Raw genomic sequence first — 16,291 nt, forward strand, 5'->3', positions numbered from 1 at the left:
CGCTTGTTACGGATCGTTGAGGACAAACCGGAATTCTGCCAACAAGGAAGGTGATATGCCAATTGATTTTCTGCCAGTATTCCTGATGGTAGCGGTCGTCATTGCGCTATCGGCATTTATTCTGACACTGTCCCGCCTGATCCGGCCCCACAATCCTTATCCCGAGAAAAACCGCCCCTACGAATGTGGTGTTGACCATGTGGGTGAGGCCTCTGCCGGAATGTTCAAAGTGCAGTATTTTGTCATCGCAATCCTGTTTGTAGTCTTTGATGTCGAGACCATGTTCCTGTTCCCCTGGGCGGTGGTGCTGAAGGACATGGGACTGTTTGGCTATGTCGAGATGTTTGTGTTCATCGTTCTTCTGTTGGTTGGCTTTGCCTATGCTTGGATCAAAGGAGCGTTGGAATGGGTCTCCTGACAAACCGTTTTCAGGATAACGTCTTTTTCACCTCGTCAGACGCGATCATTAACTGGAGTCGTAAATCTTCACTTTGGCCGCAGACTTTTGGTATTGCCTGCTGCGCGATTGAGATGATTTCAGCTGGCTGCGCGCGCTACGATCTGGACCGGTTCGGCGTGGTGTTCCGGCCGTCGCCGCGCCAGTCGGATGTGATGATCGTCGCAGGAACAGTGACCCGAAAGATGGCTCCAATTGTGCGCCGCCTGTATGATCAAATGGCTGAGCCGCGATATGTCATTGCCATGGGAACATGTGCTATTTCCGGCGGGGTCTATAATACCTATGCCGTGGTGCAGGGGGTAGACCATATTATACCGGTTGATATCCACGTTGCCGGTTGCCCACCGCGCCCAGAGGCGTTGTTACATGGGTTTGTGCAATTGCAGGAACAGATCACAGGTACCAAGGTGCTGCGTCGTCAGGATCCTGCCGATGCAGCGCTGGGACTGTCCTGATGGCGCCAGTCGAGCTCTCTCTTGCCCCGGTATTGCAGCTCTATGAGCAACGGGTTGGCATCGACAATACGGCGGCGGACATGTCCTGCCTGATGGTGTCCCCTGATGACCTGATTGAGCTGTGTCGTCATTTGCGCGACGACCCCTTGCTAAAATTTGATTTTCTCTCAGATATCTGCGCGGTGGATTTTCACCCCGAAGCACCGCGTTTCTTATTGGTCTACCATTTGTTTTCGACCCGGCATAAATGGCGCCTTCGGCTAAAGTGCCACCTGGGCGATCCTGCAGTTGTGCCGACCGTCACACCGGTTTGGACCACGGCCAACTGGCACGAGCGCGAAGCCTTTGACATGTATGGCATTCGCTTTGACGGCCATCCTGATTTACGCCGAATTTACATGTGGGATGGGTTTGACGGCTATCCAATGCGTCGCGATTTCCCGCTGCGTGGATACAAAGATGACTATAACCCAATGGGCGTAGACCAACCTGTTGACTGGGGCGGCGGATGACTGATGTTACCGTCATCAATGAGGTCACAACCGACACCGGCCTGTCGCGTGAGGTGTTGATGAACCTTGGTCCTCAGCATCCAAGTACTCATGGCGTACTGCGTTTGCTGCTGCAGATGGATGGCGAAATCATCGAGCGGGTGGAGCCGCATATTGGTTTGCTGCACCGCGGTACTGAAAAACTGTTCGAAAGCTTTACCTACACGCAGATTTTTCCGCTGACCGACCGGCTTGATTACCTTTGTCCGCCTTCAAATAATCTGGGCTATGCCTTAGCGGTTGAAGCCTTGCTGGGCATCAAAGCACCTGAGCGGGCCCAGTATATCAGAGTGATCATGGCCGAGTTGTCGCGGATCTCTGGCCATTTGTTGATCACCGGTGCGCTGCCGATGGATGTGGGGGCAATGACTTCGCTTCTCTACACCATGCGCGACCGTGAAATGGTGATGGATCTGATGGAGATGATCAGCGGCGTGCGGATGCATACCTCGTTTTGCCGGGTTGGCGGTGTACGCGAGGACCTGCCCGAAGGCTGCGCCGCACGCATACTGGAGTTCTGCGATATTTTTGCGGCGCGGATTTCTGATTACGAAACCCTGCTGGAAAACAACCGCATCTTTCTGGCACGGGTTGAAAATATCGGAACCATCACTGGCGAAGATGCCATCGCGCTTGGTCTTAGCGGTCCAAATCTGCGCGCGTCTGGGGTGGATTGGGACATCCGCCGTGATGAACCATACGAGATTTACGATCAGCTGGAGTTTGAGGTTATCACCCGAGACGATGGGGATTGTTATGACCGCTGGAAATGCCGTGTCGATGAGATGCGCGAAAGCCTGCGAATGATCCGTCAGTGTGTGCGCCAAATGCCTGAAGGTGACATACTGATTGATGACCCCAAAATCGCTTTTCCCGTAGATAAGGATTTGCTCGCACATTCGATGGAGACCCATATCCATCACTTTGAATTGGCGGCTTACGGGTTCAAGGTGCCAAAAGGCGAAGTCTATACAGCGATCGAGGCCCCTAAAGGGGAGTTGGGATATTACCTGATTTCAGACGGCAGTGAAAAGCCGTTCCGGCTTAAGGTGCGCGCGCCGTCTTTTGTCAATCTTCAGGCTCTGACAGAGCGCACCACCAATATTAAATACCTGGCAGATGTCATTGCCATGCTGGGCAGTCTGGATCCGGTGATGGGGGAGGTCGACAAATGAGCGATGCCCGCAGCCTGACCGATATCAAGCGCGACCTCGCTACAGGGGTTCGGCAGATGAGGGCGCGTTATCCAACAAGTCGCAGCGCCATCATGCCCGCCCTTGAACTGGCACAGCAGAAATATGGGCAGGTAGAGGGCCTGACGTATCAGGCCGTGTCTGAACTGCTGGACGTGCCTGAAATCTGGGTGTTTGAGGTTGCCAGTTTCTATAGTCTTTTTGACCGGTCGCAGACTGGTCGCCACCACTTACGCCTTTGTACAAACCTGTCCTGCATGCTGCGTGGCTCGGATGCGCTGATGCAGCACCTGCAAAACCGGCTAGCCATTAAATCTGGTGAGACAACGTCGGATGGAGCCTTCACGCTTACCGACGTCGAATGCCTCGGAGCTTGCGAAATGGCGCCAGTTCTTATGGTCGATGCCCGCTATCACGGAGATCTGACAACAGACAAACTGGATGTCCTTCTTGCCTCCCTTGCAGGTCAGCCCACCAAGGAGGCAACATGAGTGAACTTGTGCTGCTGAAAAACATCGACAATCCAGATGCGTCCAGAATTGAGACCTACGAAAAATCTGGCGGCTATCAAGGGCTGCGTACAGTGTTACGCGACTACGATCCGGATCAGGTGATCGAAACCGTGAAATCTTCAAACCTGCGCGGCCGGGGCGGGGCCGGGTTTCCAACTGGTTTGAAATGGAGCTTTGTCCCTAAGGATAATCCCTTGCCGCGCTATCTGTGTTGCAATGCCGATGAAGGAGAGCCGGGCACATTCAAGGATCGGATCCTGATGGAGCGCGATCCACACCAGCTGATCGAAGGCATGGTGATTGCGGCCTACGCTATCGGGTGCAAGACGGCATACCTATATATTCGTGGCGAGTACAGTGTGTCGATTGAGCATTGCCAACAGGCCATCGATGAAGCCCATGCGCTAGGGTATTTGGGGCAGAACATTCTGAATAGCGGTCATTCGTTGGACATCCATATCCACAAAGGTGCTGGCGCCTACATCTGTGGTGAAGAAACGGCATTGCTGGAATCTATCGAGGGCAAGCGGGGTCAGCCAAAATTAAAACCGCCCTTTCCAGCTGTCGCAGGGCTGTATGAATGCCCGACAGTGGTCAATAACGTCGAAACACTGGCGTGCCTACCACATCTGTTTCGTCGTGGAGAAGACTGGTTCTCTTCAATTGGACCCAAAGATGCTCCGGGGCCAAAGTTGTTTGGCCTTAGCGGCCATGTTCGAAAACCCGGGCTATATGAGTTGCCGATGGGGATGTCCTTGGGCGAGATGCTCGAGGTATATGGTGGCGGAGCCTTGAACGGGGCATTTAAGGCGGCCATCCCTGGTGGGGTCTCGGCCCCCATGTTCCCAAGTGATTTGTTTGACGTGAAAATGGACTTTGGATCGCTGGCAGCGGCGGGCAGTATGTTGGGCTCGGCAGCGGTGATCGGGTTGGATGACACGGCGTCGATCCCGGTGGTTGCGCGGCGTATCACCGAATTTTTCAATCATGAAAGCTGTGGCAAGTGCACCCCATGCCGTGAAGGGCTAACCTGGGCCGCCAAGATCCTGCGCCGGATAGAGGCCGGTCAGGGGCAGGTTGGGGATGTCGAACAGCTCGCAATGCTCTGCGGTGGAATTTTTGGCAAGTCCTTCTGTGCACTCGGCGATGGTGCGGCCTGGGCGCTGGGCGCGACGATCAAACATTTCAGGCATGAATTCGATGCTTTGATCGCACCGCAAACGATGGTGAGCTGACGAAAGGGCAGATTGATGGTGACAATCACACTGGATGGGCAGCAGATCGAAGTTGAGCCCGGCACCACAATCCTGACCGCCGCCCGCTCACTCGCAGTAAATATTCCTACCTTTTGTTATCAGGAGCGACTGTCGATTTCGGCTTCTTGCCGCATGTGTCTGGTCGAAGTTGAGGGCCGCAATAAACTTGAACCTGCTTGCGCCACTGCGGTCGCGCCGGACATGGTGATCCACAGCCATTCGGAAAAGGTTGTTGCCACCCGTGAGGATATGCTGGAAATACTGCTGGCCAATCATCCGCTGGATTGCCCGATCTGCGACAAAGGTGGTGAATGTGAATTGCAGGACACCGTGTTTGAACACGGCAAAGGCAGTTCGCGGCTGCGCGATTTCAAACGAGTGTTTCGCGAGCGTGATATTGAGCTGAACAAAGTCATCGTATTCAACGCCAATCGCTGCATCCAATGCCAGCGTTGCGTGCGGATTTGTGAGGAAGTTGTCGGCGACGTGGCGCTTGGGACCGCTGAACGCGGGCTGGATAGCGAAATTACTGGTGTGGGCAATAGTCTGAAAGACTGCAGCCATTGCGGCAATTGCATCGAAGTCTGCCCGGTTGGCGCCCTGATGAGTGTACCGTACCGCTATAAGGCTCGCCCCTGGGACTTGTTGGAAACCGAAACCACATGCAACATGTGTGGCACCGGGTGCAGTTTGACGGCTCAGGTCCGAGACGGTGAGTTCAAACGGGTCAAAAGCAGTTTAGACACTGGGATCAACGGCGAGCTGCTCTGCGCCAAAGGGCGGTTTGGCTTTGACGCAATTGACGGCGGCGATCGTATTCAGCAGCCCATGATGCGCGTAAATGGTGCCCATGTCCCGGTCAGTTGGAACGAGGCAATAAGGTTCATTGCCACCAAGGCGCGGGTTGTTATGGAAAGCGGTGGCGGTATTCAGGGCCATATTTCGCCGCGCGAGAACAACGAAACCGCATATATGTTTCAAAACCTGATGCGGAGGGTGTTTGGCTCACAGGATATTCATGCCTCCACCCGATTCAGTGGATTACGAAAAGCGGGTGCAATTGAAGCGTTGGCACATGTTGTCACCGGCTATCTGGATCGAAAACCGTTTAAATCTGTTTTGCAGGCTGAGTGCGTTTTTTTGCTGGGGTCAAATGTATCTCAGGAAAACCCGGTTTCCGGTTATCTGCTTCGTTCTGCGATAAGAGGCGGGAACAAGAGCCTGTTTATCGCCAGTTCCCGCCCCTGCGGCCTCGATGATCTGGCCGCGGCCTCGATGCGATTACTGCCAGGAAATGAGGCGCAATTGCTGGGCTTACTTATGCAGGACGAACCAAAGATGGCAAACAACCCCATCAACGGTTTTGTCTCGGTAATTCAGCCGACTGTTGCAAGGGCTGACAGTATTGCCTTTTTGATCGGAACCGAATTCCTGCGCTCCTCGCTGGCAGCAGAGTGCCTTCGCAAGATTGCGCAAGTGGTGGACTATTTCAAAGCGCAGGGTAAAACCGTATATCTGCAATTTCTGTTTGACCGTCCTAATCAGCTGGGGCTGTGGGATATGGGCTGCCTTGATGGGATTGCGCCGGGTTGGCAACGCAGTGCATCCTCACCAAAGACTACGGAAAATCTACCTGACTTGACCTACATTCTTGGCAGTGACCCTCTACGGAATAGCGCCCGAGATGATCCTGCTGCGTTGTCTCAACAGCGCAGCACCTGCCTTGTCGTTCACACGTCTCATTATAACAAGTCAGCCGAACAGGCGGATGTTTTGCTGCCAGCCACACCTTATGGTGAGGAAAGCGGAACCTACACCAACAACGAGGGGCGGGTGCAAGTTCTGCGACCCGTTCGGGAGGCTGCGCAAAACCAGCCTTCGACACGGCAGGTTTTTAATCTGATCGCCCAGGCCTTGGGACAAGGTGCGGGACCAATTGGATCTGATCAATTGCACGTGCCAATTGCAGCAGACTTCCCAGGGTTTGGATCTTTCGGCGATACCGCTGATATGAGGATGGCAGCCAGGACTAGTGGTTGGCCAATCAGTGAAGGGGATACGGACGCCCCAGTTATTCTGCCTGAAAATATAGATGTGAAAGGTCGCCGTCGGTACTTGATCACTGGTGATAATCTGTTTCAGTCGGGTCAGTATACTGCCCGCTCTGGCGTTTTGTCCTCGCTGGATGCAACTCCCTATGTCGAGCTGAACCCAGGGCCAGGGCCGGATCATGCGTTTGAGGGAATGATGGTTACGCTCGTATCCAGTGGGAACAGTTTTACCGCGCCTCTGAAAATCAACCGAAGTTTTGACAAGCAGACTGTTTTTGTTGCGGAACGGTTTTTGACCGAAGGTGGCAAAGCGATCCATTTCGAAGGGGAGTATCCAAAGCTGGTTGATGTTGTGATATCCGGCCCCGAGAAAAGAGCTTCACAAGTATGATCAAAGCGGCAGGCTTGTCTGGATGAGAAGCCTCGCGCCTAGAGACGTGAAACCCATTCAAAGTAGTATTTGGGCATGTTGTTGGTCGTTGAACCTTGTCGAAGATTTGAACACGGAATGACGCATAGTTGCGAATTTTATTGACCGGTTGGTTAAATAAGTGCCTCATTGGGCAATTGATTCAACAGGGGATTGGCAGATGAATAGCAAATTTTCTATCACACGACGGGCGGTGCTGGCTGGAACAGCAGCACTGGCGCTTGTGCTACCAGCAGGAATGGCCTTGGCCGGGAACGTCAAGGTCGCAGCCATATACACACTGCCCGTTGAGCAGCAATGGATCAGTCGTATCCATCTGGCGCTGAATGCCGCCAAGGATCGCGGTGAAATTGATTACGTATTCTCGGAAAACGTTGCCAACACCGATTATGAGCGTGTCATGCGCGAATACGCCGAGCAAGGCGTACAACTGGTGGTCGGAGAGGTCTTCGGTCTGGAACGCGCCGCGCGCAAAGTGGCGGCGGACTACCCCGAAACCGCATTCCTGATGGGGTCGTCCTTTGGCGCAGTTGCGCCCAACTTCTCGGTGTTTGACAACTGGATCCACGAACCCAGCTATCTGTCCGGCATGGTGGCTGGCGCTGCAACTGAAAGCAACGTGATCGGAATGGTTGGTGGCTATGCCATCCCCGAGGTAAACCGGCTGATGAATGCCTTTATGGAAGGTGCGCGGGCGGTCAATCCGGATGTCAAATTCCTCGTGAACTTTATCGACAGCTGGTACGATCCGCCCAAAGCCAAGGAAAGCGCCTTTGCGATGATGGATGCCGGCGCTGACATCATGTTTGCCGAACGCTTCGGTGTGGCCGATGCTGCAGTTGAGCGCGGCGTCAAGGCGGTGGGCAATGTGATCGACACATCTGGCGATTATCCCAACACCATCCTGACCTCGGCCCTTTGGCACATGGAACCCACCATCGATCGTGCGATTTCTGCCGTAGCTGGCGGCACGTTTGAGGCAGCAGACTATGGTCAGTATAGCTTTATGGGCTATGGCGGCGGGTCACTGGTGGTCGACAAGACGCTGGTCCCGGCTGAGGTGCTGACCAAGGTAGAGGAAACCGAGAAGTCGATCATGGAAGGCATGTTCCGTGTCAACGTGAACGACGAACGCCCGGTTTCGGATAAGTAATCTGAACTCAGAGTAACAGGTTGGGCCCGGCCGATAGGTCGGACCGCGCCTGACCTTCCCCCCGGGAAGGCGCTTTGCACCTCCTCAAGGTCAGGCGCGGCCCTTTGCCGGGAAACAATCATTATGACCTGACCCCTGAGATACTTATGACAGAGTCCAAAGTTCTATCGCTGAACGCACTGTCCAAACGGTTTGGCTCCGTTGTGGCCAATGACGCAGTCAGTCTAGACCTGCACTGCGGCGAGGTCCTGGCCCTGTTGGGTGAAAACGGCGCGGGTAAAACTACGCTGATGAACATGCTGTTTGGCCACTACATGCCCGACGGTGGCAGTATTGATGTGGCGTCGCCCGATGGTGAGATGCAACCGCTAACCCTTGGCCACCCGCAGGCGGCCTTGTCGGCGGGTATCGGCATGGTGCACCAGCACTTTACTCTGGCGGAAAACCTTTCAGCGCTGGACAATATCACCCTTGGTTCCGAACCTCTGTTCGCCTTGCGCCGCGACCGCGCTGGCGCGCGGGCCAAGGTGCAGGGGATCATGGACCGCACAGGTCTGGTTGCGCCCCTCGACACGCCGGTTGGCAAATTGTCAGTGGGAGAGCGCCAGCGGGTCGAAATCCTAAAGGCACTGTACCGCGATGCCCGAATATTGGTGCTGGATGAGCCCACCGCCGTGCTGACCCCGCAAGAGGCCGACACTCTGTTTGAGAACATCGGCGCCATGACCGGTGATGGGCTGGCGGTTATCTTTATCTCTCACAAACTGCGCGAGGTGCTGGCATTTTCCCATCGTATCGCGGTGCTGCGCCACGGCACAAAGGTGGGTGAGATCGCCACCTCGGATGCGGACGAACGGGTGATTGCCCGGATGATGGTGGGCGAGGACACGCCCGTGACACAGCGTGACGCAATGACACCCGGCGCACCGGTGCTGACATTGTCGGGTATCAACGTGCGCAACCCGTCGGGACGCGACAGCCTGACGGATGTAAACCTGACTGTGCATGCCCATGAAATCCTTGGCATTGCGGGGGTGTCTGGCAATGGCCAATCGGCGCTGGCCTCGGTCATCTCTGGTCTGCGTCGGCCAGATAGTGGCAGTATTCATGTCGATGGCGATGAAATCCTGAACCCAGATCCCAAAACCATGATCAAGGCTGGCGTTGGCCGCATCCCCGAGGACCGGCATCATGACGGGATTGTTGGCGCCATGTCGGTGGCCGAGAACATGGTGATTGAACGGCTGGACGACCCCGAGGTGCAAACCAACGGGTTGATGAACCGCAGCGCAATGGCAGCCAACGCTGAAAACCTCAGCCAAGCCTATGACGTGCGCGGCCCCGGTATCAATGCGCGTGCCCGGCTGCTGTCCGGCGGCAATATCCAAAAACTGATCTTGGCGCGGGTGTTTGAACAGGGTGCCCGGCTGATCCTTGCCAACCAACCAATCCGAGGTCTCGACATGGGCGCCGCCGCCGAGGTCAGCCGCCGCCTGCTAGAGGCCCGTGCGGCCGGGGCAGGGGGGCTGCTGATTTCTGAGGATCTGGACGAAATTCTGGGGCTGGCGGATCGGATTATGGTGATCCACGACGGCCAGCTGACGGAAGTCACCAGTCGAAACCGCGAAGATATTGGTCTGAAAATGGCAGGAGAGCACACATGATCCGTATCGAGCCCCGCACCGCGCCGGGCCGGTGGATGACGCTGGGCGTGCCGGTGTTGTCCGCCGTGATCGCGCTGGCCTTGGCTGCCATCCCGCTGGCCCTGGCCGGGGCTGACATCACCGTGGCCTACGGCGAGATGGTCAAAGGTGTGTTTGGCTCGGTCTTTGCGTTCTCCGAAATGCTGACCCGTGCCACCCCGCTGATGTTCACCGGCCTTGCTGCCGCACTCGCGTTTCGGGCCAAGCTGTGGAACATTGGCGCAGAGGGCCAGTTATATCTGGGGGCCATGGCTGCTGTCGCCATCGGTGCCGGGGCGGTAGATGTTCCCGGTATATTTCTGGTGCCGCTGATTGTTATCCTTGGAGCGGCTGCCGGGGCCGCTGGCATGGCCGTGCCTGCGCTGCTGAAAACCCGTTTTGGCGCGGATGAGGTGGTAACAACCCTATTGCTCAATTTCATCATCCTGATCTTTGTGCAGATGATGCTAGAGGGCGCGTTGAAGGATCCGATGAGCCTGGGCTGGCCGCAGTCCGCTCCGGTGCTGGATCAGGGGATGTTGCCGCAACTGATGCCCCGGATGCGGGTACATTCGGGGTTGATCTTAGCCTTGGTGCTGGCAGGCATAGCGCAATTTATGCTGGCCCGTTCGGTTTGGGGGTTCCGCCTTCGCGCTGTTGGTGAAAACGCTGCCGCCGCGCGTCATGCCGGTATCGGCGTCAATCGTTCGCTGTTTGGCGTCGCTATCCTGTCCGGTGGTCTCGCTGGTCTGGCTGGCGTCAGCGAGGTCGCGGGGCTGAAGGGCTATCTGACCGCCGATCTGTCACCGGGCTTTGGCTATACCGGCATTGTTGTCGCCATGCTGGCGGGGCTGTCGCCGGTGGGCGTGGTGATCTCGGCGCTGTTCATCGCATCTGTCTTTGTTGGGGCCGACAGCATGAGCCGCGCCATGGGCGTGTCGTCTTATCTGGCGGATCTTGTGGTATCGATGTCGTTGCTTTGCGTGTTGATCGGCGGCTTTGTCGCCCGCTACCGCATCACCCGCACCAAAACGGCCGAGGGCGTGGCATGATGGATATCCTGCAAATCCTCCTGTCCGAGAGCTTCTGGGCCGCCTCGCTTCGTATCGCTACGCCGTTGATATTCGGAGTGATGGGCGCACTGCTGTGTGAAAAGTCCGGCGTGCTGAACCTCGGGATCGAGGGTATCTTTGCCGCTGGTGCCATGTGTGGTTGGATGGCGGTCTGGCTGGGGGCTGGCCTGTGGGGCGGAGCGCTGATCGCCGCGCTTGCTGGTGCGTTCTTTGGGCTGATCCATGGGATTCTGACGGTGCCGCTGGGCCTGTCACAACACGTTTCGGGGTTGGGGGTCACGCTGTTTGCCACCTCGCTTAGCTATTTCACCTACCGCACTGCCTTGCCCAATGTGTCCTCGCCACCGCGGATTGAACCCTTCCGCGCACTGGATATCCCGCTGCTGTCGGATATACCGTTTCTGGGGCCGGTGCTGTTCCAGCAAACCGCAATGACCATGCTGGCGCTGCTGGTGGTGGGGCTGGTTTGGTACGTCCTGAACCGCACCGCGCTGGGGGTTGCCCTACAGGCGGTTGGCGACAATCCTGACAGTGTTGATGCGCAGGGCCTGTCCGTCTACGGGCTGCGCATCGGCGCGGTGATGGTTGGGTCTTCCCTGATGGCGCTTGGCGGCGCGTTCCTGACCATGTCAGCCTTTGACGCGTTCTTCTTCGGCATGGTCAACGGGCGCGGCTGGATCTGCATTGCGCTGGTGATCTTTGCCAGCTGGAAACCCGGCAAAGCATTGCTGGGCGCTTTGTTGTTCGGGGCCTTTGACGCGCTTCAAGTCCGTCTGCAGACCGAGGTCGGCGCCATGGTACCGGGGCAGGTGTTCCTGATGGCGCCCTATGTGCTGTCGATCATCGCGCTGGTGGTGGCCGCGCGTAAGGCGGAATATCCCCGAGCCTTGCTAACCCCTTGGTTCAAGGGGCAGAGATAGAGATTGGTTTGCCCGGCCGATAGGTCGGGCGCGCCTGACCTTCCCGTCAAACCGAAGGTTTGCCATCGGCAAAACGGTGAAGGCGCTTTGCACCTCCCCAAGGTCAGGCGCACCCGGATGATTTAAATACATAGACCACTACGAGGCACCCACATGTTCGATCTGATCCTCAAAAACGCCACCCTGCCAGATGGCCGCACCGGCATCGATATTGCCTGCCAAAATGGCACAATCGCCGCCGTCGAGCCGAATATCACGGCGCAGGCGCAAGAGGTGATCGACGCCACGGGTTATCTCGTTTCGCCACCCTTTGTGGACCCACATTTCCATATGGATGCCACCCTGTCGCTGGGCACACCACGGATGAACACCTCCGGCACGCTGCTTGAAGGTATCGCGCTGTGGGGTGAGCTTAAGCCAATCCAGAGCGTCGACGACATTGTCACCCGCGCCCTGCGCTATTGCGATCTGGCGGTGTCTATGGGGATCGGCGCAATCCGTAGCCATGTGGACGTCTGCGATGATAGCCTGACCGGTGTGCAGGCCCTGCTCGAGGTGCGTAAACAGGTAGCCCCTTATCTGGATCTGCAACTGGTCGCCTTTCCGCAGGACGGTGTGCTGCGCGATCCAACCGCGATGGAGAACCTGATCCGTGCCTTGGATATGGGCGTCGATGTGGTTGGCGGTATCCCACATTTTGAACGCACCATGGCAGACGGGGCGGAATCCGTTCGCCAGCTGTGTGAGATCGCCGAGAAACGCGGGTTGATGGTCGATATGCACTGTGACGAGAGCGACGATCCGCACAGCCGCCATATTGAATCTCTTGCCAATGAAACCCAGCGACTGGGATTGCAGGGCAGGGTGGCTGGCTCACACCTCACCTCGATGCATTCGATGGATAACTACTATGTCTCCAAACTGATCCCCTTGATCGCCGAGGCCGAGCTGCACGCCATCCCCAACCCGCTGATCAACATCATGTTGCAGGGGCGCCACGACACCTATCCCAAACGTCGCGGCCAGACTCGCGTGCCCGAATTGCGCGAAGCAGGGATTACTGTTGGCTTTGGTTCGGACTGCGTGATGGACCCGTGGTATTCGCTGGGCCGCGCAGATATGCTGGACGTGGCCTCTATGGGGCTGCATGTAGGTCAATTGTCGAGCCGTGCAGATATGGCCTGGTGTTTTGATGCGGTGACCAGAAATTCGGCCAAGATCATGGGACTGCAGGGGTATGGATTGGAAAAGGGCTGCGCTGCCAACATGGTGTTGCTGCAGGCCCACGATACAATCGAGGCCATTCGCCTGCGTGCTACACGGTTGGCAGTGATCCGAAACGGACGGGTGATTGCACGAACCGCGCCGCAAATCAGCGAAGTTTCTCTTCCGGGCAGACCTGTCTCTGTGAACCCTGCTGACTACAGCCCGCAAAAAGCAGGTTAGAAAGGGCTATTCGGCAATAATCAGATTTTTGACCAAACTTTTAATTCGGCTTGAGAATTCAGGCTGCTTTCGAATCTGGGCATCTGTGACCAATGTCCCCATCTGATCAAACCGGCAGGATCGGTAATTGCCACTGATCGTGAATTTGCTGGCATCCGCCAAGACAGCGTTCTCGCGACTGTTGTCCAACATAGCAGTGGCAACCTCGGCCTCCTCCTGAACGGCATTTAGTGCCCCATGGAGAGGATCGATGGCCGTTGGAGAGACAAAAGCAATATCCGCCTGAATACGTGAAATTTCACGTACAGTCTGCTGCCCGCAAGTGGCAAAATCAAACACCGTCAAATTGCCGCCCAATAATGATACGCGACTGGAACTGCGATTGGCGCGATAATCTTTTTGCAGCTGGCTTGCGGCTTCCAGTGAATTTGTGATGACATGCAGCCCATGGATTGTGGCCAGCTGGCGGGCCAGAAATATGGTTGTGCTCCCGGTGTCAAAATAGATCACCTTATGATCGGTAATTAGATCGCAGGCGGCGCGGGCGATGGCTTGCTTTTCTTTGACCTGCAGCTTCGCGCGTACATCCAGCGGTGGTTCTGCCCGTGCATTTGCAGAGACGGCCCCGCCATGGACTCGCCGCAGCAATCCGAGCGCCTCCATGTCCAGCAGATCCCGGCGCACCGTCTCGCGCGAGACGGACAAATCTTCGACCAGGTAGTCGGTGGTCAGGCTCTGCCATTCATCGAGCAGCCTGAAAATTCTTTGATGTCGTTGATTTTTCCACATGCTGCTGCTCGTGTCAGATATCTTGCAGCAGGTCCAGCGCCGCGCTGTGCAATTGCGGCGTGGCTGCTGCAACGACTCGTCCGTCTGATCCGTGTTGCAATGGGTTTCCGCTCCAGTCGGTGATGATCCCTCCGGCACCTTCGACCACCGGGATCAGGGCAAAATAGTCATAAGGCTCTAGCATCGCTTCAACCACCAGATCCACATGTCCCGAGGCCAGAAGACCGTAGGAATAGCAATCACCGCCGAACCGCGGCACAGCAGTTTGTTGCAAAAGAGATTCGATTTTGGGGCGGTCGCCAGTGCCAAAATACAGGATGTTGGTGGTATAAAAGCGTGCTTGTGCCAGTGTCTTGCAGTTTGAGACCTGACATTGGTGCAGGGTGCCAGTGTTGTCTTCAAATGTACAACTTTTTCCACAAATTCCCACCCACCGTTCGCGAATCGCAGGCATGTCGATCAAGCCAATCTCTGGGAACCCGTTATACAACTTCGCCAATAGGGTGCCCCAAATTGGCCAACCTGTGATGAAACTGCGGGTGCCATCAATAGGATCAACAACCCACAGCTCTTCAGCATCGAGGTTCAACGACCCAAATTCCTCCCCCAGGAACCCGTGTGAGGGATAAGTTTTTGCAACCATGTCGCGGACATATGATTCAACGTTTCGGTCGATTTCCGTGACCGGGCTAAGGTCACTTTTCTGAGCTATTTCAATACTTTCCCTGAAGCCACCTAGTGAAACTTTACGGGCCTGATCGACGAGGGATTTAGCAAATTCCACAGTGCTGTCAGGGATGTCACGATTGTTGGTCATTATGGTTTCCACAAATTAACAAATCAGGCTGGCCTGGTTCTGGTGTTTAGGCCGCTTGATTGAAGTGCATCAGGTATTTGGTTGCCCAAGCTTTAGGCAAAATTACACAAAAATGCAAGAAAGCATAGAAATACACAAAATCAGTTGCTACGGTGTTGCCATGGACTGCTCGCAACTCGAGTAAACCGAACATGTAACGCTGATATCTCACGGTGATGAGAATTGACGTATTTTGGCTAGGTAGGTTTGATGTGAGGCAGTCGGAAGCACCGTCAAGGTATGGGGGGTCAAAAGACGGACAGAATCGCAATCATAGGTTTGGCCTATGAAGTTGTAGGTTTAATCGATTTTTTTTGTGGCAAAAACCTGCCAGACTGACCGCGGCTTCACTGGGATCTTACCAAAGGGGTGACCAACAACCCCGCATGAAGTTCTTGAAGACTAACAGAGGAGATTAATATGAAACTCAATGTATCTAAAATCACGTCACTTTTGGCAGGCGTTGTTTTTGCCACATCCGTTGCGGCTGAAACTGAGCTGACGGTTTACACTGCTGTCGAAGCTGAAGATCTGGCTCGTTATGCGGCGACCTTCAACGAAACGAACCCTGATATCAAAATCAATTGGGTTCGCGATTCTACCGGTATCATCACTGCCAAACTGTTGGCCGAACGCGATAACCCGCAAGCTGACGTAGTCTGGGGTCTGGCGGCAACTTCGTTGCTACTGTTGAAATCCGAAGGCATGCTCGAGGGCTATGCGCCTATGGGTGTTGAAAAGCTCGACGCCAAATTTGTCGATGGTGACAATCCACCAGCATGGGTTGGCATGGACGCCTGGGTGGCCTCGGTTTGCTACAACACTGTCGAGGCAGAAAAAGCTGGCCTGACACCGCCAACCTCATGGCAGGACCTGACGGACCCGCAGTACGCAGGTCATTTGATTATGCCCAACCCGAACTCCTCCGGTACTGGTTTCCTTGACGTGTCCAGCTGGTTGCAGATCTTTGGTGAAGAAGGCGGCTGGGAGTATATGGACGCGCTGCACAACAACATCGCACGCTACACACACTCTGGTTCCAAGCCTTGTAAACTGGCAGCAGCGGGCGAAATCCCAATCGGTATTTCCTTTGCTTTCCGCGGTGCCAAATCCAAGGCTGCTGGCGCTCCTCTGGAAATCATCGTACCAAGCGAAGGTGTTGGCTGGGATATGGAAGCCACCGCAATCGTTGCGGGCACTGCCAACCTAGAAGCCGCGCAAAAACTGGTTGATTTTACTGTCACCCTGGGCGCCAACGAGATGTACAATACTGGTTATGCAGTTGTTGCCTATCCTGGTGTTGCCAAGCCAGTCGAGCATTTCCCCGAAGGTCTTTTGGATAAGATGATCGATAACGATTTTGAGTTCGCCGCCAATAACCGGGCCGCGATCCTGAAAGAGTGGCAGTCGCGTTACGACGGTAAGTCGGACCCCAAGTAAGCTACCACAACGCGAGGGGCAGTT

15 protein-coding genes are annotated in these 16,291 nt (G+C 55.6%); 13 read left to right on the top strand and 2 right to left on the bottom strand.

What is annotated here, in order from left to right; translation table 11 throughout:
• Window positions 1-55: 55 nt before the first annotated feature.
• From GO984_RS07240 to GO984_RS07295, 12 genes are all read left to right on the top strand, one after another.
• Entirely contained in the window at window positions 56-418 is a 363-nt protein-coding gene (locus GO984_RS07240) for an NADH-quinone oxidoreductase subunit A (protein WP_157021899.1), read from the top strand.
• Window positions 406-915, top strand: coding sequence for a NuoB/complex I 20 kDa subunit family protein (locus GO984_RS07245; protein ID WP_157021900.1), 510 nt, complete (start codon window positions 406-408; stop codon window positions 913-915). Before GO984_RS07240 ends, GO984_RS07245 begins: the two co-directional genes overlap by 13 nt.
• A complete protein-coding gene (locus GO984_RS07250) occupies window positions 915-1,427 on the top strand; it encodes an NADH-quinone oxidoreductase subunit C (protein WP_157021901.1) in 513 nt (170 codons plus the stop codon). Before GO984_RS07245 ends, GO984_RS07250 begins: the two co-directional genes overlap by 1 nt.
• Window positions 1,424-2,641, top strand: a complete 1,218-nt coding sequence (gene nuoD, locus GO984_RS07255) for an NADH dehydrogenase (quinone) subunit D (protein WP_157021902.1) — start codon at window positions 1,424-1,426, stop codon at window positions 2,639-2,641. Before GO984_RS07250 ends, nuoD begins: the two co-directional genes overlap by 4 nt.
• Window positions 2,638-3,150, top strand: a complete 513-nt coding sequence (locus GO984_RS07260; RefSeq protein ID WP_167740258.1) for a complex I 24 kDa subunit family protein — start codon at window positions 2,638-2,640, stop codon at window positions 3,148-3,150. Before nuoD ends, GO984_RS07260 begins: the two co-directional genes overlap by 4 nt.
• The gene (gene nuoF / locus GO984_RS07265; protein WP_157021903.1) at window positions 3,147-4,406 is read left to right on the top strand and encodes an NADH-quinone oxidoreductase subunit NuoF; all 1,260 of its coding nucleotides are present in this window, start codon (window positions 3,147-3,149) and stop codon (window positions 4,404-4,406) included. Before GO984_RS07260 ends, nuoF begins: the two co-directional genes overlap by 4 nt.
• Before the next feature lie 15 nt (window positions 4,407-4,421).
• The gene (gene nuoG / locus GO984_RS07270; protein WP_157021904.1) at window positions 4,422-6,869 is read left to right on the top strand and encodes an NADH-quinone oxidoreductase subunit NuoG; all 2,448 of its coding nucleotides are present in this window, start codon (window positions 4,422-4,424) and stop codon (window positions 6,867-6,869) included.
• A gap of 199 nt (window positions 6,870-7,068) precedes the next feature.
• Window positions 7,069-8,061, top strand: a complete 993-nt coding sequence (locus GO984_RS07275) for a BMP family protein (RefSeq protein ID WP_157021905.1) — start codon at window positions 7,069-7,071, stop codon at window positions 8,059-8,061.
• 146 nt (window positions 8,062-8,207) lie between these two features.
• On the top strand, window positions 8,208-9,725 hold the full coding sequence (locus tag GO984_RS07280) for an ABC transporter ATP-binding protein (RefSeq protein ID WP_157021906.1): 1,518 nt from the start codon (window positions 8,208-8,210) through the stop codon (window positions 9,723-9,725).
• Window positions 9,725-10,795: an ABC transporter permease gene (locus GO984_RS07285; protein WP_425339644.1), complete on the top strand. Its 1,071-nt coding sequence runs from the start codon at window positions 9,725-9,727 to the stop codon at window positions 10,793-10,795. Before GO984_RS07280 ends, GO984_RS07285 begins: the two co-directional genes overlap by 1 nt.
• On the top strand, window positions 10,795-11,736 hold the full coding sequence (locus GO984_RS07290) for an ABC transporter permease (RefSeq protein WP_157021959.1): 942 nt from the start codon (window positions 10,795-10,797) through the stop codon (window positions 11,734-11,736). The genes GO984_RS07285 and GO984_RS07290 overlap by 1 nt, the downstream gene beginning before the upstream one ends.
• 153 nt (window positions 11,737-11,889) lie before the next feature.
• Window positions 11,890-13,182, top strand: coding sequence for an amidohydrolase family protein (locus GO984_RS07295; protein WP_157021908.1), 1,293 nt, complete (start codon window positions 11,890-11,892; stop codon window positions 13,180-13,182).
• Between the two features lie 6 nt (window positions 13,183-13,188).
• Here GO984_RS07295 and GO984_RS07300 read toward each other — a convergent pair whose 3' ends face one another.
• Together GO984_RS07300 and GO984_RS07305 are read right to left on the bottom strand one after the other, a co-directional pair.
• Window positions 13,189-13,971, bottom strand: a complete 783-nt coding sequence (locus GO984_RS07300; RefSeq protein ID WP_157021909.1) for a DeoR/GlpR family DNA-binding transcription regulator — start codon at window positions 13,969-13,971, stop codon at window positions 13,189-13,191.
• A gap of 13 nt (window positions 13,972-13,984) precedes the next feature.
• Window positions 13,985-14,788 carry an inositol monophosphatase family protein gene (locus GO984_RS07305; RefSeq protein ID WP_157021910.1) on the bottom strand — a complete coding sequence of 268 codons (804 nt, stop codon included), beginning with the start codon at window positions 14,786-14,788 and terminating at the stop codon, window positions 13,985-13,987.
• 459 nt (window positions 14,789-15,247) lie between these two features.
• Between GO984_RS07305 and GO984_RS07310 the strand changes: the two genes are divergently transcribed.
• Window positions 15,248-16,267 carry a putative 2-aminoethylphosphonate ABC transporter substrate-binding protein gene (locus GO984_RS07310; RefSeq protein WP_157021911.1) on the top strand — a complete coding sequence of 340 codons (1,020 nt, stop codon included), beginning with the start codon at window positions 15,248-15,250 and terminating at the stop codon, window positions 16,265-16,267.
• Window positions 16,268-16,291 lie beyond the last annotated feature (24 nt).

Source organism: Parasedimentitalea huanghaiensis (assembly GCF_009753675.1).
In the GTDB taxonomy this organism is placed as follows: Bacteria; Pseudomonadota; Alphaproteobacteria; order Rhodobacterales; family Rhodobacteraceae; genus Parasedimentitalea; species Parasedimentitalea huanghaiensis.